Below are 21,958 nucleotides of genomic sequence, written 5' to 3' on the forward strand. Positions count from 1 at the left end.
TCTCACCGGGGCGGTCGCGAGGATCAACCTCACGGCCGCCCCGTGGCATGTGTGCTGCTCATGTGGGGGTTTTCGGCAATGTCGGTATGGGAGAAGCTCTTCGGCAACTGGGGAGGCGCCGCCGCCCGCCAGTTCGACGCCGGCGGTTCCAACGGCTCGGTCGAGCTGACCAGGCGGCATCCCACGTTCTCGCTGACCAAGCAGGGTGCCGCCACCGGGAACCTGCGGGTCAACCTGTCCTGGCGGATGCGCACCTCGGACTTCGGCGAGCGGCCCTCCGGCGGCTTGGGCCTGTCCGGGCTGCGGCACCCGCTGCGCAAGTTCACGCCGCAGGTGGTGCAGGCGCAGGGGCCGGCCATGGTCGACGTCGACCTGGACCTCGCCTGTATGTACGAGCTGCAGGACGGGTCCAAGGGCGTAGTCCAGCCGCTCGGCAACATACTGGGCAGCGTCAACTCGCCGCCGTATGTTCAGCTCAGCGGCGACGACCGGTTCGGCTCGGGGTCGGGCGAGACGATCTACATCAACATGGACCACCGCGACGACTTCAAGCGGTTGCTGATCTTCGTCTACATCTACGACGGCACACCGGCGTTCGACCGTACACACGCGACGGTGACGCTCTATCCCGGCAACGGCCCCCGGCTCGAGGTCGCGCTGCACGAGCGCGCCCCCGAGGCGCGGTCGTGCGCCGTGGTGCTGATCGAGAACGTCAAGGGCGAGATCCTCGTGCGGCGGGAGATGAAGTACGTCTACGGCTTCCAGTCCGAGCTGGACCGGCTCTACGGCTGGGGGCTGCAGTGGGGCCGCGGCTACAAGACGAAGGTCTGACCGCGGCCGCGGGCCCGTGCGGCCGGTGGACTCGGCGGCCGGCGGATTCGGCGGTCGCCGGGCTCAGCGGCGGGGCTCAGCGGTCGGGCTGGAACTGCGGACCCTGCGGGGGCAGCCGGAAGGCCGGGTCGGGCACGGGCCGCTGCGGCGGGTAGCCGTAGGAGGGCTGGGGCGTGCCGTGCTGGGGGTAGCCGTACGACGGCTGGGCCGCCGGGGCGGCCGGGACCGCCGGGGCCGGAGGGTACTGCGGCGGGTAGCCGTACGACGGCTGCGGCGGGACCGTGGGCGGTGCCGGGGGCGGCGGCGGATAGGCGTAGCCGGGCGCGGGCGCGGCGGCCGGGGGAGCGGCCTCGGGCAGCGGTTCGGCGGCGGGCTCCGGGATGGCCGAGGGGGTGCCGGACGCCGGCGTGGAGGCGCCCGCGCCGGCGCCCTCCTCCGACTCGTCCACCGAGATCCCGAACTCCGTGGCCAGCCCGACCAGGCCGGAGGCGTACCCCTGGCCCAGCGCGCGGAACTTCCAGGCGTCGCCGCGCCGGTAGAGCTCGCCGCAGAGCATGGCCGTCTCGTCGCCGGTCTCCGCGGTGACGTCGAAGCGGGCGACGGGGGCGACGTCCGTCGTCCCGGCGGCCGTCCGCGCGGCGTCGTACAGCAGCACGCACAGGTCCCTGACCTGCCCGAAGGTGCCGCCGTCGGCCGAGGCGGCCAGCACCACGCGCGCCACGGAGGGGTCCAGCGCCGTCAGGTCGGCCTCGAGCGAGTCCGTGGCCCCCTCGACCAGCCGCTTCTTGGGCAGGTGCCGGACCAGGCCGGAGGGGTGCCGGGGCTGGTTGTAGAAGACGAAGTCCTCGTCCGAGCGCACGCGGCCGTCGTCACCGAGCAGCAGGGCGGAGGCGTCCACGTCCGGGACGCCCGGGCCGGGGGTCCAGCGCAGTACGGCCCGTACGGTGGGGGCCTCCAGCGGGATGTTCGACCCCTTCAGCATGGCGTGCGTCATGTCGGCAATCCTGCCCCCTCGTGCGGCCGGCGGACAACGCAGGGGCCCCGGACCTCCTCCGCTTACCGGACGGATCCACGGCCGTCATGAGTTTTTCACGTCCTTGGGGAACTCTTGACCCTCCTCCGGACGTACGATAATCGGCCACACTTCGTGCCGGCCGGCCCGGTGGGAAGGCGTCCAGGCCGCGGCATCCGGGGAGAGCGATGAGGCATTTCGGGCACCTTGCGTCTGCGGTGCGGAATGGGTTGTTCCATAGGGAGCCCGGCGAGTTCACCGCCGACTCCCCCGCCCCCACGCTCGCCGTCGCCCTCGGCGCCACGCTCTACAGCCCCGCCACCCGCCTCACCCTCGCCCGGGACATACACAAACAGGCGCGGCGCGGGGTGGTCTCCATGGTGCTGTGCCTCGAGGACTCCATCGGCGACGCGGACGTCGCCGGCGCGGAGGAGAACCTCGTCCGGCAGTTCACGGAGCTGGCCGCCTCCGGCGACGACCTGCCGCTGCTGTTCGTCCGGGTCCGCGAACCCGGCCAGATCACCGACCTCGTACGGCGCCTGGGCCCCGCCGGGCGGCTGTTGTCCGGATTCGTCCTGCCCAAGTTCACCGAGGAACGCGGCCTTCCCTTCCTCGAGGCGCTCGCCGAGGCCGAAGCCCGGGGCGGTCGGCGGCTGTTCGCCATGCCCGTCCTCGAGTCCCCCGAGCTCCTGCACCTGGAGACCCGCACCGAGACCCTGACCGGCATCGCCCGCGCCGTCGACAAGTACCGCGACCGGGTGCTGGCGCTGCGGCTCGGCGTGACCGACTTCTGCTCGGCGTACGGGCTGCGCCGGGCGCCCGACATGACCGCCTACGACGTCAAGCTCGTCGCCTCCGTCATCGCCGACGTCGTCAATGTGCTGGGCCGCGCCGACGGCAGCGGCTTCACCATCAGCGGCCCGGTCTGGGAGTACTTCCCCCAGCCCGAGCGGATGTTCAAGCCCCAGCTGCGCCGCAGCCCCTTCGCCGGCCCCGCCGAGGCCCTGCGCACCGCGCTCATCGAGCACGACATGGACGGCCTGCTGCGCGAGATCCAGCTCGACCGCGCCAACGGCCTGCAGGGCAAGACCTGCATCCACCCCACGCACGTCGCCCCCGTGCACGCGCTCTCCGTCGTCAGCCACGAGGAGTTCAGCGACGCGCAGGACATCCTGCGGCCGGAACGCGACGGTGGTGGAGTGATGCGCTCCGCCTACACGAACAAGATGAACGAAGTGAAACCGCACCGGGCCTGGGCCGAGCGGACCATGCGGCGCGCCGAGGTCTTCGGCGTCGCGCGCGAAGAGGTCAGCTTCGTCGAGCTGCTGGCGGCGGGATTGCAGGACGTATGAGCGAGGAGAGTTCGCACGTGGTGTGGTCGGGACAGTGGGTCGCGGACCGGCTGGGCGTCGGGCTGGAAGGCGACGCCCGCCTTCCGGAGCTGCTGGGCCTGGCCCTGCGGCGCAATCCGAAACGAGCGCACCTGCTCGTCTCCAACGTGCTGGGCAAGCACGTGCCGGCGTCCCCCGAGGCGGTGTACGAGGCCGGCGCCGGCCTCGGCCGCCGCGTACGGGCCCTGCTCGGCGACGCCGACGCCGCACGGGCGGTGGTGCTCGGCTACGCCGAGACGGCCACGGGCCTGGGCCACGCGGTGGCCGACGGCATCGGCCTCGCCCCCTACCTGCACTCGACCCGGCGGGCCGTGCCCGGCGTGCCGTCCGTCGGCGGGTTCGAGGAGGAGCACAGCCACGCCACGTCGCACCTGCTGCTGCCGGAGGACCCGGACTTCTTCGCGGGCGACGGCCCGCTGGTGCTCGTCGACGACGAGTTCTCGACGGGGCGGACGGTACTGAACACGATCGCGGCGCTCCACGCGCGGTTCCCACGGGGGCGGTACGTGGTCGTGGCGCTGGTGGACATGCGGGACGCGCGCGATCGCGCGCGGTTGGACGAGTTCGCGGGCGGGCTGGGTGCGCGGGTCGATCTGGTCGCGCTGGCGTCCGGCACGGTGTCCTTGCCGGACGGGGTGCTGGAGCGGGGGCAGGAGCTGGTTGCTGCGGCATCGTCGCCGGGTGCGGGTACGCCGGCGCCTGCTCTCCCCCGGCTACCGCTGGGAGGTGCCCCCACCGCCTGGCGGCACGATCGCCCACCGGCGCAGAGGGTTGAGCTCGGGTGGCCGGTCGGCCTGCCCGATGGCGGCCGCCACGGCTTCACCCCGGACCACCGGGTGCGGCTGGAGGCCGAGTTGCCGGACATGGCCGCCCGTGTCCTCTCCGCCCTCCCGCCGGGGGCCGGCCGCGTCCTCGTCCTCGGCACCGAGGAGTTGATGTACGCCCCCCTGCGCCTGGCTCAGGCGCTGCAGGACGCACTCGGCGAGGCGGCCGGCGTTCGTTTCTCCACCACCACCCGCTCACCCGTGCTGCCCGTCGACGACCCCGGCTACGCCATCCGTTCGCGGATCGCCTTCCCCGCCCCGGAGGGGGCCGGCGAGCGGTACGCCTACAACGTCGCCGGTGCCGGCTTCGACACCGTCGTCGTGGTGACCGACTCCACCGCCGACACTCCCGAACTGCACGCTCCCGGCGGTCTGCTGGACCAGCTGGCCGCGCACGCCCGAAAGGTGCTGCTCGCCGTGATCCCCTCCCACCGTGCCGGAGGCGAACCGCTGCGCGGCCCCGCCTTCTCCTCCTACGCCCCGGACGAGGTCGGCTGGCTGCTGCAGGACCTGTCCGCCGTGGACCTCGAGGCGCCCACCGAGGAGCGGGAGGAGGCGATCCAGAGCGGCGGCGCCCACTACGCCGAGTCGCTGCCGGTGGAGTACCAGCCCAGCGAGCGCTACCAGGCGGCCTACCACGCGGCCCTCGAGGCGTCGGCCGACCGCATGGCGCGCGCGGTCGGCGTCGTCACGGAGACGGTGCTCGCCGAGCGATCGCCCCGCCCGGTCCTGGTCTCGCTCGCCCGCGCCGGGACGCCCGTAGGCGTGCTGATGCGCCGCTGGGCGCGGCACGCGCACGGCCTGGACCTGCCGCACTACGCCGTGTCCATCGTGCGCGGCCGCGGCATCGACCCCAACGCCCTGCGCTGGATCGCCGCCCACCACGACCCGGCCGACGTCGTCTTCGTCGACGGCTGGACCGGCAAGGGCGCCATCACCCGCGAGCTGGCCCAGGCCTTCGAGGGCGCCGGCGCGCCCGCCGGGTTCGACCCGCGGCTGGCGGTCCTCGCCGACCCCGGGCACTGCGTGGACACCTACGGCACCCGCGACGACTTCCTCATCCCCTCGGCCTGCCTGAACTCCACCGTCTCCGGCCTCATCTCGCGCACGGTCCTGCGCGCCGACCTCGTCGGGCCGCGCGACTTCCACGGCGCGAAGTTCTACCGCGAGCTGGCCGGCGCCGACGTCTCCCGCACCTTCCTCGACACCGTCTCGGCGCGCTTCGGCGAGGCCGAGGAGGCCGTCGCCCGCGAGGCCAAGGAGCTCGCCGCCGCCGACCGCACGCCCACCTGGGCGGGCTGGGCGGCCGTCGAGCGGATCAGCGCGGAGTACGGCATCGACGACGTCAACCTCGTCAAGCCGGGCGTGGGGGAGACCACGCGCGTCCTGCTGCGCCGCATCCCCTGGAAGATCCTCGCCCGGCGTGGCACCGGCGCCGACCTGGACCACGTCCGCCTGCTCGCCGAGCAGCGAGGCGTCCCCGTGGAGGAGGTGGACGACCTGCCCTACAGCTGCGTCGGCCTGATCCACCCCCGCTACACCCGCGGCGCCACCGGCACCGACGGCAAGGCGGTGGCCGCCAAGTGACCACGGCCTCCCGTGTCCTGGTCGCCAGCGACCTCGACCGCACCCTGATCTACTCCACCGCCGCGCTGGCCCTGTCCATGCCGGACGGCCAGGCGCCCCGCCTGCTCTGCGTCGAGACCTACGAGCAGAAGCCGCTCTCCTACATGACGGAGGACGCGGCCGCCGCGCTCGCCGAACTGGCCGGCGCGGTGACGTTCGTTCCCACCACCACCCGCACCCGCGAGCAGTACGAACGCATCCGGCTGCCCGGGCCCGCGCCCGAGTTCGCCATCTGCGCCAACGGCGGCGAGCTGCTCGTGCGCGGCGAGCCCGACGCCGACTGGCGGGAGCGGGTGCGGCGCACGCTGGCCGCCGAGTGCGCCGGCCTCGACGAGGTCCACGCGCGCATGGTGGACACCGCCGATCCCCGGTGGCTGCTCAAGGCGAGCACGGCGGCGGACCTGTTCTCCTACCTCGTCGTCGACCGGCCGCTGCTGCCGGAGGGATGGGTGACGGAGCTGACGGAGTGGGCCGCGGAGCGCGGCTGGACGGTGTCGCTGCAGGGCCGCAAGATCTACGCCGTGCCGGGTCCGCTGACGAAGAGCGCGGCGGTCGCCGAGGTGGCGCGCCGCACGGGCGCCGACGAGGTCCTGGCCGCCGGCGACTCGCTGCTGGACGCCGACCTGCTCCTGGCCGCCGGCCGGGGCTGGCGCCCGGGCCACGGCGAGCTGGCGGATGTGGGCTGGAACGCGCCGCATGTCACCGCGCTCACGACGCGCGGGGTGGCGGCGGGGGAGGAGATCGTACGGGCCTTCGCCCGCGCGGCGGGGGTCGTGGCAGAGGTCTCGTAAACCCGCGCCCGTGGCCCGTAGGCTCGTCGACCGGTAGCCGCATCCGGTGCTGACATACCCAGGAGACCACGTGGCCGAGACCAAGAGCGCCCCGCTCACTCCCGAGCTGTACGCGTACGTCCTCGCGCACAACCCCCCGCTCGACCCGGTGCGGCGCGCCCTGGTCGAGTCCACCCACACCGTTTTCCCCGGCGACGCGCTCAAGCAGGTGGCCGAGGAGCAGGCGCCGCTGCTGGCCTTCCTCGTGCGCCTCACCGGCGCCCGGAACGTCGTGGAGGTCGGCACCTTCACCGGCCTGTCGGCGCTGTCCATGGCCCAGGCGCTGCCCGAGGACGGGCGGCTGATCACCCTCGACATCTCCGAGGAGTGGACGGCCCACGCCCGCGCGGCGTGGGCCGAGGCCGGTGTCGCCGACCGTATCGACCTGCGCATCGCGCCCGCCCTGGACTCGCTGCGCGCCCTGCCCGCCGAGCCGCACATCGATCTGGCCTTCATCGACGCCAACAAGGACGGCTACATCGACTACTGGGAGGAGATCGTGCCCCGGCTGCGGCCGGGCGGGCTGATCGTCGTGGACAACGTCCTGTTCATGGGCCAGGTCGTCGACCCGGCCGTCACCGGCGGCCCGGGCGCCCACATCAGGGCGTTCAACGCGCACGTGGCGGCGGACCGGCGCACGGAGGCGGTCATGCTCACCGTCGCGGACGGCCTGACGCTGGCCCGCCGGACCGGCTGAGCCCCCCCAGCGCGGTCGGCGTGGCCGGCGCTCTCAGCGCGCCGCGCCGCCGCGCTCCTCGCGGATCTCGCGCACGACGTCCGCGACGGCCCGCCGGACCGCCTCGGTCTCCGTCAGGAAGTGCCACCAGTCCGGATGACGCCCCTCCAGGGCGCCGACCGCCCGCTCCAGACGGGCCACCGAGTCGTCGAGCGGGCGGGCGTGCCGGGGATCGGGCGTGCTGCGCCCGGCCATCGCCAGGCGCTGGGCGTCGCGGAGGGCGAAGCGGGTGCGCTCGACCTCCTTCTCGTGGTCGAACGACACCTCGTCCAGCCGCCGCAGCCGGTCTCCGGCCGCCGAGACGGCCTCGTCGGTGGTGTTGAGCAGCGCCCGCACGGTGGCCAGGAGGGCCGTGGCGTCCGCCCAGCGCTGCTCGCCGCGGGCCGTGCGGGCCTCGCCCAGCTTCTCCTCCGCCCGGGCGACGGCCCGCTCCGCCTCCTGCGGCACCTGCTGCAGGTCCTGCCAGCAGGCGGCGCTGTAACGGCGGCGCAGCTCGCTGAGGACCGGGGCCACGCCCGCGGCCCGGGTGGCCAGCGCCTGGGCGCGGGTGCGCAGCGAGACGAGCCGCTTGTCGATCTCCGCCGCGCGCTCGGGCAGCTGTTCGGCCTCGCCGCGGATCGCCTCGGCCTCCCGCTGCACTCTTTCGGCGCGCTGGACGGTCTCCCGTACGCCGTGCTGCCCGGCGCCCTGGTTGAGCTTGGTCAGGTCGGGGGCGAGCGCCGCGAGCCGGGCGGCCAGGTCGTCGGCGCGCAGTCCGCCCGCCCGCGCCGCGTCCAGCGCCTCACTGGCCGCGAGCAGCCCCTGCCGGGCCCGCTCCACGGCGGGCGCGAGCTGCGCCAGCTGGTTCTCGGCCCGGGTCAGCAGCGAGCCCAGGCTCTGCGCGAACCGGTCGAGTTCGGCCTTGACCTCTTGGAGCTCCTCCCGAGCCCGGGTCAGCTCCGTACGGGCCCGCTGCGCCGCCGAGGCCTCGAGGCCGTCGCGGTCCAGATCGAGGGAGTCGACGGCGCCGATGTACGTCGCGGAGACCTCGTCTATGCGCCGCCCGAGCGCCTCGAAGTCGGCGGCCGCCTTGCGCGCGGCGGGCGAGGAGTCGGCGGCCGTGATCGTCTCGATGGAGATCCGCAGGTCGCGCTGGGCGGTGTCCAGCTCGTAGAACGCCGCCGCGGCCGCGTCCTTGGCGGCCTGCGCCTCCGCACGCTGGCTCTCACCGCGTCCCCAGCCCCAGCGGCGGGTGCCGCCCCCGGGGAAGGCGGCGGGCGCGGCGGCCACCGCGACGGCGAGCAGGGGCAGGGGCAGCAGGACGAGCGCGAGGGCCTCGCGGGCCGCAGCCGTCACCGTACGTGCGAACGTCGCCGTCACCTTGCCCACTCCCGATGGATCACCCAGGCCGGGTGCCATTCTCCCATCCACCGGGGGCGGACACACGGGCCGGTCAGCCCGCGGTGCGCACCTCGATGGCGCCGTTGACGCTGTGCGCGATCACTTCGTGTCGGCTGGCGTCGTCACGGGGGACGTCCACGTTCACGCTGCCGTTGCCGGCCTTGGCGTCGACCTTGTAGGGGGCGCGGGGGAGGGTGATGCGGGTGGAGCCGTTGCTCGCGGTGGTGCGCACCTCGTCGGGCACCCGGTCCAGCCCGATGCGGACCTGGCCGTTGGAGGTGGTGGCCTTCACCTTCGACCCCCGCAGGCCCTCGGCGGTGATCGCCCCGTTGGAAGTCCTCAGCTCCACCGCGCCCTTGGCGTCGCGGACGTCCACGGCGCCGTTGCTCGTACGGACCGTGAGGGCCGTCTCGAAGCCCCGGGCCTTGATCTCGCCGTTGCCGCCCTTGACGGTCACGGCGACGCCGCGCGGCACCTCGATCTTGTGCTTGGCCTCGCAGTCCACACTCAGGCCCCGGCACTTCATCCGCAGCTTCAGGGTGTCGCCGCCCTCCATCTCCCAGCTCACCCCGGTCTCGCCACCCACCACCCAGCCGTCGAACCAGCGGGTTACCCGCACGTCCTTGCCGTTCCCGGAGGCCGGTACGAGCTCGATGGCGGAGTTGTCGGTGTCCACGGTCAGCTCACGGCCGGCGAGGGCGAACGCCTTGTGCTCGGGGGTCGCCTCGTCGGCGTCGGCCGAACCGCATCCGGTGAGGGCGACGGCGGCGACCAGGACCCCGCCGGCGAGGGCTGACAGGCGGGCGGCGCGGCGGGCGCGGGGAAGCATGACGGTCTCCGTTTCGGCTGGTGGCGCGGGCAGCGACTGCCTGCGCGGCGAGCCTATGCGCGGCGACGGGCCCTCCGGGATCCCACCTGCTACCGCTTGTGGGGTGGGGTTAACCCCCGTACCGGGTGGTCAGGGCCTTCCTGGTTTGCCGGGACCTGGGGAGGGCCATGTAGGCTGTGCTGTCGTGCCGGGGCGCATAGCTCAGCGGTAGAGCGCCGCTCTTACAAAGCGGATGTCGGCGGTTCAAATCCGTCTGTGCCCACCAGTACGAAGGCCCCCAGTCGATCATGACTGGGGGCCTTCGGCGTTCACGGCCGGTGGGCGGATGCGGAAGGCCCCTTCGCCGGTGTGGTGAAGGGGCCTTCCGTGCCCGTGGGGCGGGCCGGCGCCGGCATCGCTTACGAGCGGGCCGGGGCCGTGCGTCTGCGGTGAAGCTGCCAGAGGCCGCCGGTGACGGCGAAGAGGATCACCGACAGGGCGATGAGTACGGCCCGGGGGCCCGTGCGGTCGTGGAGGACGACCGCGCCGGTCGCCGTCACCAGTCCGGCCAGGGCCGCGATCGCGGCCAGTAGGGAACGGCCGCCCGTCGACTCGCGCTGTTCCATGTGCACCCTCCCTGCTCCGGCTGTCGCCGGCCCGTCTGCTCTCGCACCGCTGGGCCGGCTCCGTCCGGTGTTCCCGGTCGGGAGGCCCAGTCGGTTGACCATCATATGTTCCTGACAGTGCGCCAGTTGCCCGGCGGGGCGGGGGAGTCAGCGCGGCTCGAGGAGGTCCCAGCGGTTGCCGTAGAGGTCCTGGAAGACGGCGACGGTGCCGTAGGGCTCGTGGCGGGGCTGCTCAATGAAGTGGACACCTGCGGTCCGCATCCGGCCGTGGTCGCGCGCGAAGTCGTCCGTGTACAGGAAGAACCCGACCCGGCCGCCGGTCTGGTCGCCGACGCGGGCCTCCTGCGCGGCGTCCGCGGCGCGGGCCAGCAGCATGCCCGACTCGCGCGATCCCGGCGGGGCGATCACGACCCAGCGCTTTCCGTCGCCCAGGGGGATGTCCTCCCTGAGCTCGAAGCCGACGGCGTCCACGTAGAAGGCGATGGCCTCGTCGTAGTCGCGCACGACGAGGGTCACCAGGGCGAGATGCGGCATGTATGGATCATCCCGCATCGCCGCCGGCCGCGCCCCAGTGGCCCTCGTCAGCCCGCGACGGCCTCGTACAGGCTGAAGCCGGCCAGCGCCAGCATCACCAGCGCGGCCACCTTCGTGATCAGCTTCAGCGGTACGTACCGCATGAGCGTCTTCCCGCCCACGATGCCCAGGGCCGCCACCGCCCACAGGGCCAGCACGGCGCCCACGCCGACGGAGACGGGGTCGTCGTAGCGGGCGGCGAGGTTGGCGGTCATGATCTGGGTGAGGTCGCCGAACTCGGCGACCAGGATCAGCATGAAGCCGGCGCCGGAGACCTTCCAGAAGGACTGGTCGGCGGGCTTCCTCGGCTCCTCCTCGTCGTCGTCCTTCTTCAGCAGCAGCATCGCCGCGCCCGCGAGGAAGAGCACGCCGACCACGGCCTGGACGAGCCGGTGGGGCAGGAGGGTCAGCACGCTGCCGGCCGCGATGGCGAGGGAGACGTGGACGAGGAAGGCCGCCGCGACGCCGGCGAAGACGTAGGAGGCGCGGTAGCGGGTGCCGAGCATCAGGCCGGCCAGGGCCGTCTTGTCGGGCAGCTCGGCCAGGAAGACGACGCCGAAGACCAGGGCGGCGACGGTGAGACTGAACACGGGGTGGATTCCTCTGTCGGTGGGGACTACCGCACCGAAACAGTGACCTGCGTGAATCAGGGGTCGCTTCGGCACGGCAGCGTCGTGGACACTGCGGCCGAAGGTCTCGCTGGCCCCGGCGCGGTGTCCGAGGCCTCCGGGCGCCGGCTGAGACGGAACTCAGCAGTATGTCGACGGTCCGGCGAAGAGCTACTCCCCTTCTGCTCCCCTCAGGATACGGGACGCTCCCCGCGGTACAGCAGGCCGCGGGCGACCAGCTCGAGCACGACCGCCACCGCCACCGCCTGCACCATCAGCAGCGCGACCAGCACGAACAGCTGCACCACGCCCGCCTGCACGGGCGTGGCGCCGCCCAGCAGCATCCCCACGAAGGCCCCGGGCAGCGTGACCAGCCCCACAGTCCGGGTCTGGTCCAGCCCCGGCAGCAGCGCGTCGGAGGCGGCCGGGCGGGCGATCTCCAGGCGGGCGTCGCGGGGCGGGAACCCCAGCGCCAGGCCCGCCTCCACCTCGCCGTGGCGCGTGTTCAGCTCGTCGAGGGCGCGGCGGCCGCCCAGGACGGTCGCGGTGAGCGCCCCGCCGATGAGGATGCCGGTCACGGGGATCAGGGCGACGCCCCTGAGCGGTACGAGCCCGGTCAGCAGCAGCGCGAGGACCGTCGGCAGGACGCCCGCGGCGATCGGCGCCGCCGCCCACCACCAGGTGCGATTGGGTGTGACGCGGCGTCCCGCCGTGCGCACGGCGACGGCGTACATCAGCAGCAGGAAGCCCAGCAGCGCGGGCACCGACCCCACCACCCAGCCGATGAGCGCCGACACCGCGGCCAGCTGGACCGCCGCGCGCAGTCCGGCCAGCGCGATCTGGCGGGCGTAGCCGCGCTCGCGGCCGTCGGCGAGGCGGGCGACGGCCGCCACCGCCACCGCGACCGCGAACATGACGGCGAGGACCGCCCCGAGGGTGGCGTCGGCGGGCAGCAGGACGTCGGCGGCGAGCACGCGGCCACCCTACGGGCCGGCCGGCCGCCCCCGGTCGAGGCGCTCGGCGTCCGTGACGGCCTCCGTGACGGCGTCCGTGACGGCCTCCGTGGCGTGGCGGTCGGGCGATCGGTGGCATGGGCGAACGCCCGTACGGGGGCGTCCGTCTGGCGCTGTATCAGGAACGGATAACTCCGGTTTCACCGGAATGGATCCCTCCGAGGTATCTCACGTCGCGGAACCCTTGCCTTGACATGACCGCGTCGTCATCCTGACACGTGGCGACCACCCCCTGTACACCCGTCGCCGTGATGCTGGCCGCACCTTTCGCGGCTCTACCCCCTCCACCCTCAAGGGAGTTCTTCATGTCCGCACTGCGCGCTCCTTCGGCCTCGCGCGGCGTCTACGCGCGTCGTACGGCCGTCGCCGCGGGCCTCGCCGCCCTCGTCGGGACGCTCGTGCTCAACGGCCCGGCCGCCCACGCCGCCCCGCCCACCCCGCCGGACGCCGCCACCGCGCGTACGGAGCTGGGCCAGCTGACGGTCAAGCCCGAGGGGTCGATGGACGGCTACAGCCGGTCGAAGTTCCCGCACTGGATCACCCAGCACGGCCAGTGCAACACCCGCGAGGTCGTGCTGCAGCGCGACGGCGAGAACGTCGAGCAGGACGCGAAGTGTGCGGCCGTGTCCGGCGCCTGGTTCTCCCCGTACGACGGGGCCACCTGGAAGGATGCCCAGGACATCGACATCGACCACGTCGTGCCCCTGGCGCAGGCGTGGCGGTCGGGCGCCAACACCTGGACCACCGCCCAGCGCCAGGCCTTCGCCAACGACCTCTCCCGCCCGCAGCTGATCGCGGTCACCGACCGCGTCAACCAGGCCAAGGGCGACAAGGACCCGGCGCAGTGGCTGCCGCCGCTGCAGTCGTACCGCTGCACGTACGCCCGCATGTGGGTCTCTGTGAAGTACGACTACAAGCTGACCGTCGACTCCGCCGAGAAGGCCGCCCTGGAGGGCATCCTCAACGGCTGCTGAGCGACCACGACCGCCGGGTCCCCTCCTGCGAGGCTTCATCGCGGGAGGGGGCCCGGCGGTCGTATGCGGAGGTCAGGAGGGTGCGTGGCGGCATCCGCACCCAGAAACTTGAACTTGCAAGTATTCGTAAGGTGTGCCTAACTTAGGGTCGTCCTTGTTCCTGTCCCCGATACGAGGAGCCGACCCATGCCCCCCACCACCACCGCGGCCGCGCCCTCCCCGTCCGGCGAGCGCACCGCCCCGGCCGCCCCCGCCTCCCCGCTCGTCGAGCGCCTCGACGCGGCCCGGCCCTACGTCCTGTCGATCTTCCGGATCGTCGTCGGCCTGCTCTTCGCCTGCCACGGCGCGGCCTCGCTCTTCGGCGTGCTCGGCGGCGCGGCCGGCTCCAACGGCGGCACCATCGCGGCCGGCACCTGGCCCGGCTGGTACGCGGCCGTGATCCAGCTGGTCGGCGGCGCGCTGGTCCTGCTGGGCGTCGGCACCCGCAGCGCGGCCTTCATCGCCTCCGGCTCGATGGCCTACGCCTACTTCGACGTGCACCAGGCCGGCGGCCTCTTCCCGATGCAGAACGGCGGCGAGGCCTCCGCGATGTTCGCCTGGGCCTTCCTGCTGCTGGTCTTCACCGGCCCCGGCGCGCTGGCGCTGGACCGCGTCTTCGCCCGCGGCAAGCAGGGCTGACGCCCGCGGCAGCAGGGCTGACGTCCTCGGCGCGCGGGGCCGGCGCCCGCGGCGGGACGTGATTCGAACAACATCACGGACCCTGCGCTCATCCCCCAGCAGCCCCAGGCGTACGCTGTACGGTTGTCAAGGCCGCCCCTGCCGCTCCCCTGCGACGTCGCGGCGGGGGACCGTACCGGGAGATCAGGACGTGCTGGAGTTGTTGGGGGCGTTGGCCGAGACCCCATGGATATACGTGATCGTCGGGGTGTCCGTACTCCTCGACGTCTTCCTGCCGGTGCTGCCGAGCGGCGTCCTCGTGATCACCGCCGCCACCGCGGCCGCCGGCTCGGCCGCGGGTGCGGTGGGTGAGGCCACCCAGGGTCACGCCGGCTTCGCCGACATGTTCGCGCTCGTGATGTGCGCCGCCACCGCCTCCGTGCTGGGCGACATGGTCGCCTACCGGCTCGCCTGGCGCGGCGGCGACCGCTTCGACCGCGCCATCGCCCGCTCCCGGCGGCTGACCGCCGCCCAGGCCAGGCTCGGTACGGCCCTGCTGCGCGGCGGCGGCCCGCTCGTCGTCCTGGCCCGCTTCGCGCCCGCCGGGCGCTCGGTGGTCAGCCTCGGCGCGGGCGTGATGCACCGCCGGGTGGCGGAGTTCCTGCCGTGGTCCGCGCTGGCCGGCCTGACCTGGGCCGCCTACAGCGTGAGCCTCGGCTACTTCGGCGGCCAGTGGCTGGGTGCCTCGTGGCTGAGCACGGCGGTCTCGGTCTTCGCGCTCTTCGCGGCGGGCGCGGGGGCGGGGTTCCTCATGCGCCGGCCGACGGAGCCGGAGGCGGAGGCGCAGGCCCAGGCCTGCTAGACGTGTTGAGCACGAGCGTCGCGTGATCCACGCGAGATGGCCCGGTTCCGAAAGGAACCGGGCCATTTTGTGTGCGGTGCGGTGCTGCTCGGTGCCGTGTGGTGGTGTGCGACCGGGCCGGCCCGCGCCGGAGGGGTTAGTGGACCTTGGTGAAGGGCGCCTTGTCGAAGGCCTTCAGGCCGTTGGCCCAGAGCTGGTTGACGCGGCTCTTCTCGGCCGAGTTCGGGTTGGGGTTGGTGCAGGACGGGCCGGGGCCGCCGCCGGACATCAGCTCGCTGCACGGGCCGGAGTAGTGGTCCGGAAGACCCAGGACGTGACCGGTCTCGTGCGCGGTGACGCGGGTGGAGTCGTACTGCTCGTTCTGCCGGTAGTCGAGGAGGATGTAGCCGCGGCCGTGGCCGTCGGTGCTGGCGTACGAGCCGCGGGAGTCGTTGCCCTCGTAGTACCGGAAGTCGGCGTTCGAGCCGGCGCGCAGCTGGATGTTACGGACCGAGCTGTTCCATATCTGCGCGCTTCTCGCTATCTCCGTCGCGAAGCTCGGCGCCTGGCTGGCGTCGTAGGTGACGGTGACGGCGCGGAGGCCCGGCGACGCGGCCTGCTTGGCCTTCGCGGACTTCATGACGGCGTCGAAGAAGGCCTTGTTGTTGGCCTCTTCGGACTTGGAGCCGACGTACGAGGACTGGGTGTACTGCGGTGCCGCGTTCCCGTCCGCCGTCGTGGCGGAAGCGGGCACGACGGTCATCGTGGCTGCCAGCCCGAGGCCGAGGGCGGCCGACAGCACCATCGCGGAGCGATTCATGTGGGGGACTCCATTCGTGCCGAGAGCCTCTTCGGCCGGGTGCGGTGGGAGCACGCGGCCGGGGCTCACCGGGTGAACTCTTGTTCCCCATGAGTCTCTGACGAGTTATCAATGGTGCGGATGATGCCAGTTGGCCATAGCGCCATCCAATCGCCTATCCTGCGCCACCTGCTGTCCAGTCGGCCGTCCAACTGCCCGTTCTCGTCCGGCATGTGTCTGGTGTGGCGTACGGGGCGCGGATATGCTCGCTCGCGTGGAGCTTGAGGTCAGGCACCTCCGTGCACTTTGCGCCATCGCAGACACCGGCAGCGTGCGGAAGGCCGCGGTGCAGCTGGGCATGACCCAGCCCTCACTAACCACTCAGCTCCGGCGCATCGAGAGCACCGTCGGCGGGCTCCTCTTCACCCGGAGCCAGCACGGCAGCCACCCCACCCCCCTCGGCCACTCCGTCCTCTCCCGCGCCCGGCCGATCATCGCCGAGATGGCGGCGCTGGTGGCGGCCGCCCGGGACGCGGCCGTCGGCGTCGGCGGCCTGCGGCTGCGCATCGGCAGCATCGGCAGCCGCGCCGTCACCGGCTGGCTGCGCCGCATCCACCGGCGCCTTCCGGACACGGACACCACCATCCACATAGAGGTGTCCTCCAACACCCTTCTCCAGCTCCTGGCGACCAACCAGCTCGACGTGGCCTTCGTCCACGAGACGGCCGGCTTCCCCCTGAACGTCCCCGAGGGCGTCGAGCGCCGCGTCCTCATCGCCGCCGAGCCGCGCTTCGTCTCCCTGTCCGCCACCCACGCCGCGGCGGCCCGCCCCGTGATCCCGCTCGCCGACCTGGCCGGTGACCCCTGGATCGTCGACCCCACGGCGGACGACGAGGCCACGGCCCTGCGCCGCGCGTTCATGGCGGCGGGCCTCGACCCCCGCCTCATCCACGTCCGCGACAACACCACCGCTGCCGAGCTCGTCGCTTGCGGCGAGGCCGTGCGCCCGGCGGCGCCCACCACCGACCCCGTGCCCGGGACGGTGATCCGCCCCCTGTCCGGCGACCCCCTCACCACCCAGCTCTCCCTGGCTTCCCGGCGTGGCTCCTTACCCCTGCGCGAACTGGACGCGCTCTTCGCCGACTTGACCGCCGCGTACGTGGACGTGGCCGAGGCCAGCGCCGCGTACGGGTCCTGGCTGGAACGTATGGGCAGCCCGCTGCTGCCGTCAGTGGGGGGCCACTGAGCCCGCCGGGATCGCCGTCGGAACTTCCGGGCCCGGGCCCGGGCCCACGCCCATGCCCGGTATGAGGGGTGTGGGGCGGACGACGCCGGGGAGTTCGCCGAGGGGCGCGAGGGCCAGCAGGAACAGCACGCCGGCCACCGGCAGCAGATCCAGATCTCCCGCCGCGAGCACGATGCCCGCCACCACGACGACCGGACGCCAGGCGGCTATGGCACGCAGCGCCGCCAGCTGGGTCATGAGCAGCACCAGACCGACGTAGAAGAGCAGCGGCCCCACCGTATAGAAGGCGGGCTTCACGCCCGCCTGGCTCTGGACGCGCTCGAAGAGCTCGTTCATCGTCACCCGGTCCACGGAGCAGTACCCGACGACCAGATCGATCAGCACCTGCCCCGTCACGGCCACGACGCCCAGCAGGCCGATCCCCGCCCCGGCGTCCGCGAACCACCGGCGGACACGCCCCCGCCCGGGCGCCGCCGCCCGGCGCAGTCCCAGAAACACCGGCACGAACAGCAGCACCCCGGCCAGCAGGGCGAGGTGCCCCAGCGACCAGTCGGGGCCGGGGCCGTGCCGGTCGTCGATCAGGCGGGTGAGTCCGTACGCGGTCATGCAGACCGGGGCGGCGGCGAAGGCCGACCGCTGCCAGGTCGTCGCCGCGTCGGGGCCTGTCGTCGCCGCGTTGACGGGTGCCGTCGCCGTCGCCCCGGTCTGCGGTGTCGTCGCCCGTGTCCCGTTGTCGCTCGTCATGTAGTGATCATGTCCCTGGGGGCACCGCGCCGACCTCGGGGAACGCCCTGAGGGCACCCCGAGACGCCCCTGAGAGGCCTCTGAGGAGGAAGGGCGCTCTCCGGCACTCGCCTCGGGCCGGGGTTCACGTTCGCGGTCAGTTCGGGTCGCTGGCCGGGGCGTTCGCGGCCGGGGTGGTGCGGGGGAGTCGTGTGGCGGTGGCGAGGCCGGCGAGGGCGGCGAGGGCGAGGGTGGCCATGGCGGCGGCGTAGGCGTGCTTGGTGAGGTTGGCGACGAGGATGGTGCCGGCGATGGCGGTGCCGAAGGTGGAGCCGAGGTTGGAGACGCTCCGGGACAGGCCGGAGATCTCGCCCTGCTGGTCCTCGGGGAAGGCGGACTGGACCACGTTCACGGACGGGGTGAGCATGACGCCCAGGCCCAGGCCGATCAGCAACAGACCGGGAGCGAACGCCCAGGCGCTCGGGGAGCCGGCGACCAGGCCGATCAGGACGCCGGTGCCGGCGACGGCGAGGGCGAACCCGGCGATGATCAGGGTCCGCTGAGGGAGGCGTTCGGCGAGGCGTTCCGCGGCGAGCGAGGAGGCGAGCAGCCCGAGGGTGGCGGCGGTGAAGATGACGCCGGTCTGGATGGCGTCATAGCCGCGTACGACCTGCAGGTACGTGGCGACGGTGAACGAGGTGCCCATGAGCAGCAGCCACTGGGCGTTCTGGGTGACCAGGCCGAGGTTGGAGGCGCGGTTGCGGAAGAGGCCGGTGGACAGCAGCGGTTCCGCCGCGGCGCGCTCTTCCCGGCGGATCCAGTGCAGGAACCAGGCCAGGACGACGACGCCGGCGGCGAGCAGGCCGAGCATGAGCCACAGGTTGTTGTCGGCGGCGAGGATGCCCATGACGATCAGGACCAGTCCGCCGGCGGACAGGACGGCGCCGCGGACGTCGAAATGCCGGTCGGGGTCGGGTGGCAGCGGGTCGGCGATCGTCCGGCTCAGAGCGATGATCAGCACGATGACCAGGGCTTGGAAGACGAACGCGGCGCGCCAGCTGATCGCGGAGGTGATCAGCCCGCCGATCAGTGGGCCCGCGGCCGCTCCGACGCCGCCGGCGGCCATGATGACTCCGAACGCGCGGGCGCGGGAGGTCAGGTCGGTGAACAGCAGCGTGGTGAGGATGTAGACCGGGGGGATGAGCAGGGCCGTGCCGACGCCTTCGAGGATGGAGTTGCCGAGGATCAGCACGCCGAGTCCGGGCGCGGCGGCGCTGAGGACGGCGCCGATGCCGTAGACGGTCAGGCCCGTGAGGAAGCAGCGTTTGCGGCCGAAACGGTCGGTCGCCTTGCCTCCGGGGATCATGAGGGCGGCCATGACCAGCAGGAACACGGTGATCGCGACCTGTACGCCCTGCACGGTGGTGTCCAGGTCGTGGCTGATGTCGTTGATCATCACGTTCATGTTCGAGCCGGCGAAGCTGCAGATGAACTGCGCCAGCGCGAGCGGTGCCAGCATCCGCGAGCCGGCACCCGACCGGGCGGGGGCGGCGTGCGGTTCGACGGAAGGATCTTCGGTCACTGGCTCCGGCCTCTCTTCGCGGCGGGCGGATCAGGCGCCCGGCCGCTCGGCGCGGTCGAGTTCCTCGTCGAGTGCGAGGGCCGCGGCGACGAGCGCGAGATGGGTGAACGCCTGCGGAAAATTGCCGAGCTGCTCTCCGGACGGGCCGATCTCCTCGGCGAACAGGCCGATGTGGTTGGCGTAGGTGAGCATCTTGTCGAACGCGTAGCGGGCCTGGTGCACGCGGCCGGAGCGGGCGAGAGCCTCGACGTACAGAAAGCTGCACAGGCTGAAGGTGCCCTCGGAACCGCGCAGGCCGTCGGGTGAAGCCGCTGGGTCGTAGCGGTAGACCAGGCTGTCGCTGACGAGCTCGTCGGTCATGGCGTCCAGGGTGCTGAGCCAGTCCGGGTCGGTGGGCGACAGGAACCCGACGCGGGGCATCAGCAGCAGTGAGGCGTCGAGGACGTCGGTGTCGTAGTGCTGGACGAAGGCGCCGCGCTCGTCGCTCCAGCCACGCTCGGTGATCTGCCGGAAGACGGCGTCGCGGGCTCCACGCCAACGGGAGAGGTCGGTGGGCCGGGCGTGGGCGGTGGCCAGGCGGATCGCCCGGTCGAAGGCGACCCAGGTCATCAGTCGGCTGTAGGTGAAGTTCTGGCGGCCGCCACGGGTCTCCCAGATGCCCTCGTCCGGGCGGTCCCAGTGATCGCACAGCCAGTCGATGAGCCCGGCGAACACCCGCCAGCCGCGGATGCCGCCGATGTCGTCGCTCTGGGCGATGGCGTACGCGACCTCACCGTAGATGTCGAGCTGGATCTGGTCGGCCGCCGCGTTGCCGGCCCGGACGGGGGCGGAACGCCGGTAGCCCTCCAGGTGCTCGAGGACCTCCTCGGTCAGGTGCGGCTCGCCGTCCACCCGGTACATGATCTGCAGCGGCTCCCCGGAGGCGGTGCCGCCGGCCTCCAGCCGCTCACGCATCCACCGGCGGAACGCCTCCGCCTCGGCGGTGAAGCCCAGGTCGATCAGCGCGCGCACCGACAGCGACGCGTCGCGCACCCAGGTGTAGCGGTAGTCCCAGTTGCGCTCGCCGCCGATCTGCTCGGGCAGGCCCATGGTGGCCGCCGCGATCGGGGCACCCGTCGGGGCGTAGGTGAGCAGTTTGAGGGTGATCGCGGACCGGACGACCATCTCGTGCCAGCGGCCCTTGTAGCGGCATGACCGCAACCAGCCGAGCCAGAAGTCACGGCAGGCGTCGAACGCCGCCGTCACCTCCTCGATGGCCGGCGGCGGCCCGCCCGGGCGCCCGCTGAGCGCGCCAGGCTCGCCCGTTTCGCTGGTGAGGACCACCGCGGCGCTCTCGCCGGCGCGCAGCGTGAAACGGGCGGAGACGTCCGAGCCGTCGGGGTGGAGCGGGACCGGTGCGGTCGCCTGGACGTGCAGATCGGTGCCGGGGCCGTGGAAGACGACGCTGCCGTCGTCGAGGCGGCTGAGCGTGTGCGCGGCCCGGCCGTAGTCGAAGCGGGGCCGGCACAGCAACTCGAAGGGCAGGCTGCCGCGGACGACCCGGGCGACCCGGACCAGCCGGTGCCGGGGGGCGGGAGCATGCGAAGCGATGGGCTCCATGAAGTCGATGACTTCTCCGACGCCCTCCGGGGCCATGAACCGGGTGATGAGGATGGGCGTGTCCGGCAGATACAGCTGCCGCACCGTGGCCTGATCCCCGAGGTCGGCGGCGAGGCGGCAGTGGCCGCCCCGGTCGCTGTCGAGCAGCGACGCGAACAGGCTCGGCGAGTCGAACCGCGGCGTGCACCACCAGTCCACCGTCCCGTCGGACGTCACCAGCGCCGCGGTCTGCAAGTCGCCCACCAGGCCGTGATCCGCGATCAGGGGGTAGTCGTTCATGGACCCCTCCCGCCAGGAGACCGCTGCCGGGACGCCGAGCATCGCCGGACATGGCGGACCCAGCGACCGGCCTTTGGTGAACAGCCGCTCCTCCATGGTCACCTCCATCTCCAGGTCACCGCATCCCGGAGCGGGAGAAATGGAACGACAGAGCGAAGGCCTGGTGCTTTCTCCTGGTCCAGCACGGCGGCACAGACGTCCCCGCCCTGCGGCTCGAGCGCCGGCAGCGGTCGGGGTCAGCGGGGTGAGGCGTCCAGCAGGTTGGTGATCAGCTTGCGCAGCCGGCCCGTGACGACCGGCTCGACGCCGTGCACGAGCTGGGCTCCGTAGACGACGGCGGTACCGGCGGGCGGCGAGCTGGTCCAGCGGGTGCGGGGGACGGCGCGCAGCGCGGCGAGGGCCTCGGGCCCGGCATGATGCGAGATCTCGCGGGCGAAGCGGGTGCCGGGCACGAAGCCGCTGCCCGGCTCCGCCGTGCGATCGGTCCACAGCGCCTCGGAGGAGGCGGTGTCCACGAAGAACTCGCCACCGCACTCCGCCTCCTGGAGGTGGAACGCCACGCGGGCGACCCGCCGGGGACGCCTGTGCGGGTCGTCCACGCCGTGCAGGTGCGGTGGTATCCCGTCCCCGGGCCCGAGATCGTGGTAGTCCCATGGCGTGACGCCGGCGACGGACGGGAACACCCGCCGGATCGCCGGCAGCGCCCGCTCGACGGCTCCCGCCAGGATCTCCTGAACGGCGTCCGGCGGAACCATGCCGTCACTGGGCCGCGCGGGCACCCAGCCGGTCGCGTCAAGGTGCTCGTCGAGCACCTTGACGACCTGGGACGTCTCGTCGGGGGTGAGGAAACCCTCGATGGTGTGGATGGCCAGGGTCTCGGTCATGTGAATCACGCGGTTCTCACACCTCTCGCGTCGCGGTGGTCGGTGTGGAGCGTCTTCGGTCGTCGTGTTCCACCGCGCATTCCACCGGGGCGCGGAGGGGGCGGCAAGCGCCAGGA

Annotated in this window: 21 protein-coding genes and 1 tRNA gene; 10 read left to right on the forward strand and 12 right to left on the reverse strand. The window is 72.9% G+C overall.

Annotation, left to right across the window (positions count from 1 at the left end; translation table 11 throughout):
* The first annotated feature begins 78 nt into the window (after positions 1–78).
* On the forward strand, positions 79–831 hold the full coding sequence (locus tag AB4K12_RS07655; protein ID WP_368433479.1) for a Tellurium resistance: 753 nt from the start codon (positions 79–81) through the stop codon (positions 829–831).
* 76 nt (positions 832–907) lie between these two features.
* Here the strand turns inward: AB4K12_RS07655 and AB4K12_RS07660 are convergent, their stop codons facing one another.
* Positions 908–1,825 (reverse strand): TerD family protein, encoded by a 918-nt coding sequence (locus tag AB4K12_RS07660; RefSeq protein WP_368433480.1) that lies wholly within the window; start codon positions 1,823–1,825, stop codon positions 908–910.
* A 206-nt stretch (positions 1,826–2,031) separates the two neighbouring features.
* On the opposite strand from AB4K12_RS07660, the gene AB4K12_RS07665 reads away from it, so the two are divergent.
* From AB4K12_RS07665 to AB4K12_RS07680, 4 genes are all read left to right on the forward strand, one after another.
* Positions 2,032–3,195, forward strand: a complete 1,164-nt coding sequence (locus AB4K12_RS07665) for an HpcH/HpaI aldolase/citrate lyase family protein (protein ID WP_368433481.1) — start codon at positions 2,032–2,034, stop codon at positions 3,193–3,195.
* Positions 3,192–5,645 (forward strand): phosphoribosyltransferase, encoded by a 2,454-nt coding sequence (locus tag AB4K12_RS07670; RefSeq protein WP_368433482.1) that lies wholly within the window; start codon positions 3,192–3,194, stop codon positions 5,643–5,645. Before AB4K12_RS07665 ends, AB4K12_RS07670 begins: the two co-directional genes overlap by 4 nt.
* A gap of 77 nt (positions 5,646–5,722) precedes the next feature.
* Complete coding sequence (locus AB4K12_RS07675; RefSeq protein ID WP_368433838.1) at positions 5,723–6,475, forward strand: HAD family hydrolase; 753 nt, start codon at positions 5,723–5,725, stop codon at positions 6,473–6,475.
* Between the two features lie 70 nt (positions 6,476–6,545).
* Positions 6,546–7,211 (forward strand): O-methyltransferase, encoded by a 666-nt coding sequence (locus tag AB4K12_RS07680; RefSeq protein WP_368433483.1) that lies wholly within the window; start codon positions 6,546–6,548, stop codon positions 7,209–7,211.
* Positions 7,212–7,244: 33 nt separating this feature from the next.
* Here AB4K12_RS07680 and AB4K12_RS07685 read toward each other — a convergent pair whose 3' ends face one another.
* A complete protein-coding gene (locus AB4K12_RS07685; RefSeq protein WP_368433484.1) occupies positions 7,245–8,648 on the reverse strand; it encodes a hypothetical protein in 1,404 nt (467 codons plus the stop codon).
* 34 nt (positions 8,649–8,682) lie between these two features.
* Positions 8,683–9,459 (reverse strand): DUF4097 domain-containing protein, encoded by a 777-nt coding sequence (locus AB4K12_RS07690; RefSeq protein ID WP_368433485.1) that lies wholly within the window; start codon positions 9,457–9,459, stop codon positions 8,683–8,685.
* A 190-nt stretch (positions 9,460–9,649) separates the two neighbouring features.
* Between AB4K12_RS07690 and AB4K12_RS07695 the strand changes: the two genes are divergently transcribed.
* Positions 9,650–9,724: transfer RNA gene (locus AB4K12_RS07695), tRNA-Val, on the forward strand.
* Between the two features lie 133 nt (positions 9,725–9,857).
* Here the strand turns inward: AB4K12_RS07695 and AB4K12_RS07700 are convergent.
* The 4 genes from AB4K12_RS07700 to AB4K12_RS07715 form a co-directional block, all read right to left on the reverse strand.
* The gene (locus AB4K12_RS07700; protein ID WP_368433486.1) at positions 9,858–10,064 is read right to left on the reverse strand and encodes a hypothetical protein; all 207 of its coding nucleotides are present in this window, start codon (positions 10,062–10,064) and stop codon (positions 9,858–9,860) included.
* Between the two features lie 147 nt (positions 10,065–10,211).
* Positions 10,212–10,598: a VOC family protein gene (locus AB4K12_RS07705; RefSeq protein WP_368433487.1), complete on the reverse strand. Its 387-nt coding sequence runs from the start codon at positions 10,596–10,598 to the stop codon at positions 10,212–10,214.
* Between the two features lie 47 nt (positions 10,599–10,645).
* Positions 10,646–11,227: a TMEM165/GDT1 family protein gene (locus AB4K12_RS07710; protein ID WP_086568896.1), complete on the reverse strand. Its 582-nt coding sequence runs from the start codon at positions 11,225–11,227 to the stop codon at positions 10,646–10,648.
* 209 nt (positions 11,228–11,436) lie between these two features.
* Positions 11,437–12,159, reverse strand: a complete 723-nt coding sequence (locus tag AB4K12_RS07715; protein ID WP_368433839.1) for an ABC transporter permease — start codon at positions 12,157–12,159, stop codon at positions 11,437–11,439.
* Between the two features lie 404 nt (positions 12,160–12,563).
* Between AB4K12_RS07715 and AB4K12_RS07720 the strand changes: the two genes are divergently transcribed.
* The 3 genes from AB4K12_RS07720 to AB4K12_RS07730 all read left to right on the forward strand — a co-directional run bounded on the left by AB4K12_RS07720 (position 12,564) and on the right by AB4K12_RS07730 (position 14,751).
* Positions 12,564–13,232: an HNH endonuclease family protein gene (locus AB4K12_RS07720; protein WP_368433488.1), complete on the forward strand. Its 669-nt coding sequence runs from the start codon at positions 12,564–12,566 to the stop codon at positions 13,230–13,232.
* 186 nt (positions 13,233–13,418) lie between these two features.
* Positions 13,419–13,910, forward strand: coding sequence for a DoxX family protein (locus AB4K12_RS07725; protein WP_368433489.1), 492 nt, complete (start codon positions 13,419–13,421; stop codon positions 13,908–13,910).
* A 190-nt stretch (positions 13,911–14,100) separates the two neighbouring features.
* Complete coding sequence (locus AB4K12_RS07730) at positions 14,101–14,751, forward strand: DedA family protein (protein WP_086572204.1); 651 nt, start codon at positions 14,101–14,103, stop codon at positions 14,749–14,751.
* A gap of 136 nt (positions 14,752–14,887) precedes the next feature.
* Here AB4K12_RS07730 and snpA read toward each other — a convergent pair whose 3' ends face one another.
* Positions 14,888–15,550 (reverse strand): snapalysin, encoded by a 663-nt coding sequence (gene snpA, locus AB4K12_RS07735; RefSeq protein WP_368433490.1) that lies wholly within the window; start codon positions 15,548–15,550, stop codon positions 14,888–14,890.
* A 241-nt stretch (positions 15,551–15,791) separates the two neighbouring features.
* Here snpA and AB4K12_RS07740 point away from each other — a divergent pair, with 241 nt between their 5' ends.
* Positions 15,792–16,775, forward strand: a complete 984-nt coding sequence (locus AB4K12_RS07740; protein WP_368433491.1) for a LysR family transcriptional regulator — start codon at positions 15,792–15,794, stop codon at positions 16,773–16,775.
* Here AB4K12_RS07740 and AB4K12_RS07745 read toward each other — a convergent pair.
* The 4 genes from AB4K12_RS07745 to AB4K12_RS07760 all read right to left on the reverse strand — a co-directional run bounded on the left by AB4K12_RS07745 (position 16,758) and on the right by AB4K12_RS07760 (position 21,851).
* Entirely contained in the window at positions 16,758–17,519 is a 762-nt protein-coding gene (locus AB4K12_RS07745) for a hypothetical protein (RefSeq protein WP_368433492.1), read from the reverse strand. The two genes, AB4K12_RS07740 and AB4K12_RS07745, sit on opposite strands and share 18 nt — an antisense overlap.
* Positions 17,520–17,655: 136 nt before the next feature.
* A complete protein-coding gene (locus tag AB4K12_RS07750) occupies positions 17,656–19,017 on the reverse strand; it encodes an MFS transporter (protein ID WP_368433840.1) in 1,362 nt (453 codons plus the stop codon).
* A 93-nt stretch (positions 19,018–19,110) separates the two neighbouring features.
* Complete coding sequence (locus AB4K12_RS07755; protein ID WP_368433841.1) at positions 19,111–20,958, reverse strand: glycoside hydrolase family 15 protein; 1,848 nt, start codon at positions 20,956–20,958, stop codon at positions 19,111–19,113.
* A gap of 236 nt (positions 20,959–21,194) precedes the next feature.
* A complete protein-coding gene (locus tag AB4K12_RS07760; protein ID WP_368433493.1) occupies positions 21,195–21,851 on the reverse strand; it encodes a hypothetical protein in 657 nt (218 codons plus the stop codon).
* Positions 21,852–21,958: the final 107 nt, after the last annotated feature.

Source organism: Streptomyces sp. C36, assembly GCF_040932295.1.
GTDB lineage: Bacteria > Actinomycetota > Actinomycetes > Streptomycetales > Streptomycetaceae > Streptomyces > Streptomyces triculaminicus.

Coding starts and splice junctions, on each gene's coding strand:
- AB4K12_RS07700 (WP_368433486.1), bottom strand. CDS start 10,064: ATGGAACAGCGCGAGTCGACGGGCGGCCGTTCCCTACTGGCCGCGATC.
- AB4K12_RS07740 (WP_368433491.1), top strand. CDS start 15,792: ATGCTCGCTCGCGTGGAGCTTGAGGTCAGGCACCTCCGTGCACTTTGC.
- AB4K12_RS07685 (WP_368433484.1), bottom strand. CDS start 8,648: ATGGCACCCGGCCTGGGTGATCCATCGGGAGTGGGCAAGGTGACGGCG.
- AB4K12_RS07715 (WP_368433839.1), bottom strand. CDS start 12,159: ATGTTCGCGGTCGCGGTGGCGGTGGCGGCCGTCGCCCGCCTCGCCGAC.
- AB4K12_RS07655 (WP_368433479.1), top strand. CDS start 79: ATGTCGGTATGGGAGAAGCTCTTCGGCAACTGGGGAGGCGCCGCCGCC.
- AB4K12_RS07750 (WP_368433840.1), bottom strand. CDS start 19,017: ATGCTGGCACCGCTCGCGCTGGCGCAGTTCATCTGCAGCTTCGCCGGC.
- AB4K12_RS07725 (WP_368433489.1), top strand. CDS start 13,419: ATGCCCCCCACCACCACCGCGGCCGCGCCCTCCCCGTCCGGCGAGCGC.
- AB4K12_RS07745 (WP_368433492.1), bottom strand. CDS start 17,519: ATGACGAGCGACAACGGGACACGGGCGACGACACCGCAGACCGGGGCG.
- AB4K12_RS07665 (WP_368433481.1), top strand. CDS start 2,032: ATGAGGCATTTCGGGCACCTTGCGTCTGCGGTGCGGAATGGGTTGTTC.
- AB4K12_RS07675 (WP_368433838.1), top strand. CDS start 5,723: ATGCCGGACGGCCAGGCGCCCCGCCTGCTCTGCGTCGAGACCTACGAG.
- AB4K12_RS07705 (WP_368433487.1), bottom strand. CDS start 10,598: ATGCCGCATCTCGCCCTGGTGACCCTCGTCGTGCGCGACTACGACGAG.
- AB4K12_RS07755 (WP_368433841.1), bottom strand. CDS start 20,958: ATGAACGACTACCCCCTGATCGCGGATCACGGCCTGGTGGGCGACTTG.
- AB4K12_RS07670 (WP_368433482.1), top strand. CDS start 3,192: ATGAGCGAGGAGAGTTCGCACGTGGTGTGGTCGGGACAGTGGGTCGCG.
- snpA (WP_368433490.1), bottom strand. CDS start 15,550: ATGAATCGCTCCGCGATGGTGCTGTCGGCCGCCCTCGGCCTCGGGCTG.
- AB4K12_RS07720 (WP_368433488.1), top strand. CDS start 12,564: ATGTCCGCACTGCGCGCTCCTTCGGCCTCGCGCGGCGTCTACGCGCGT.
- AB4K12_RS07690 (WP_368433485.1), bottom strand. CDS start 9,459: ATGCTTCCCCGCGCCCGCCGCGCCGCCCGCCTGTCAGCCCTCGCCGGC.
- AB4K12_RS07660 (WP_368433480.1), bottom strand. CDS start 1,825: ATGACGCACGCCATGCTGAAGGGGTCGAACATCCCGCTGGAGGCCCCC.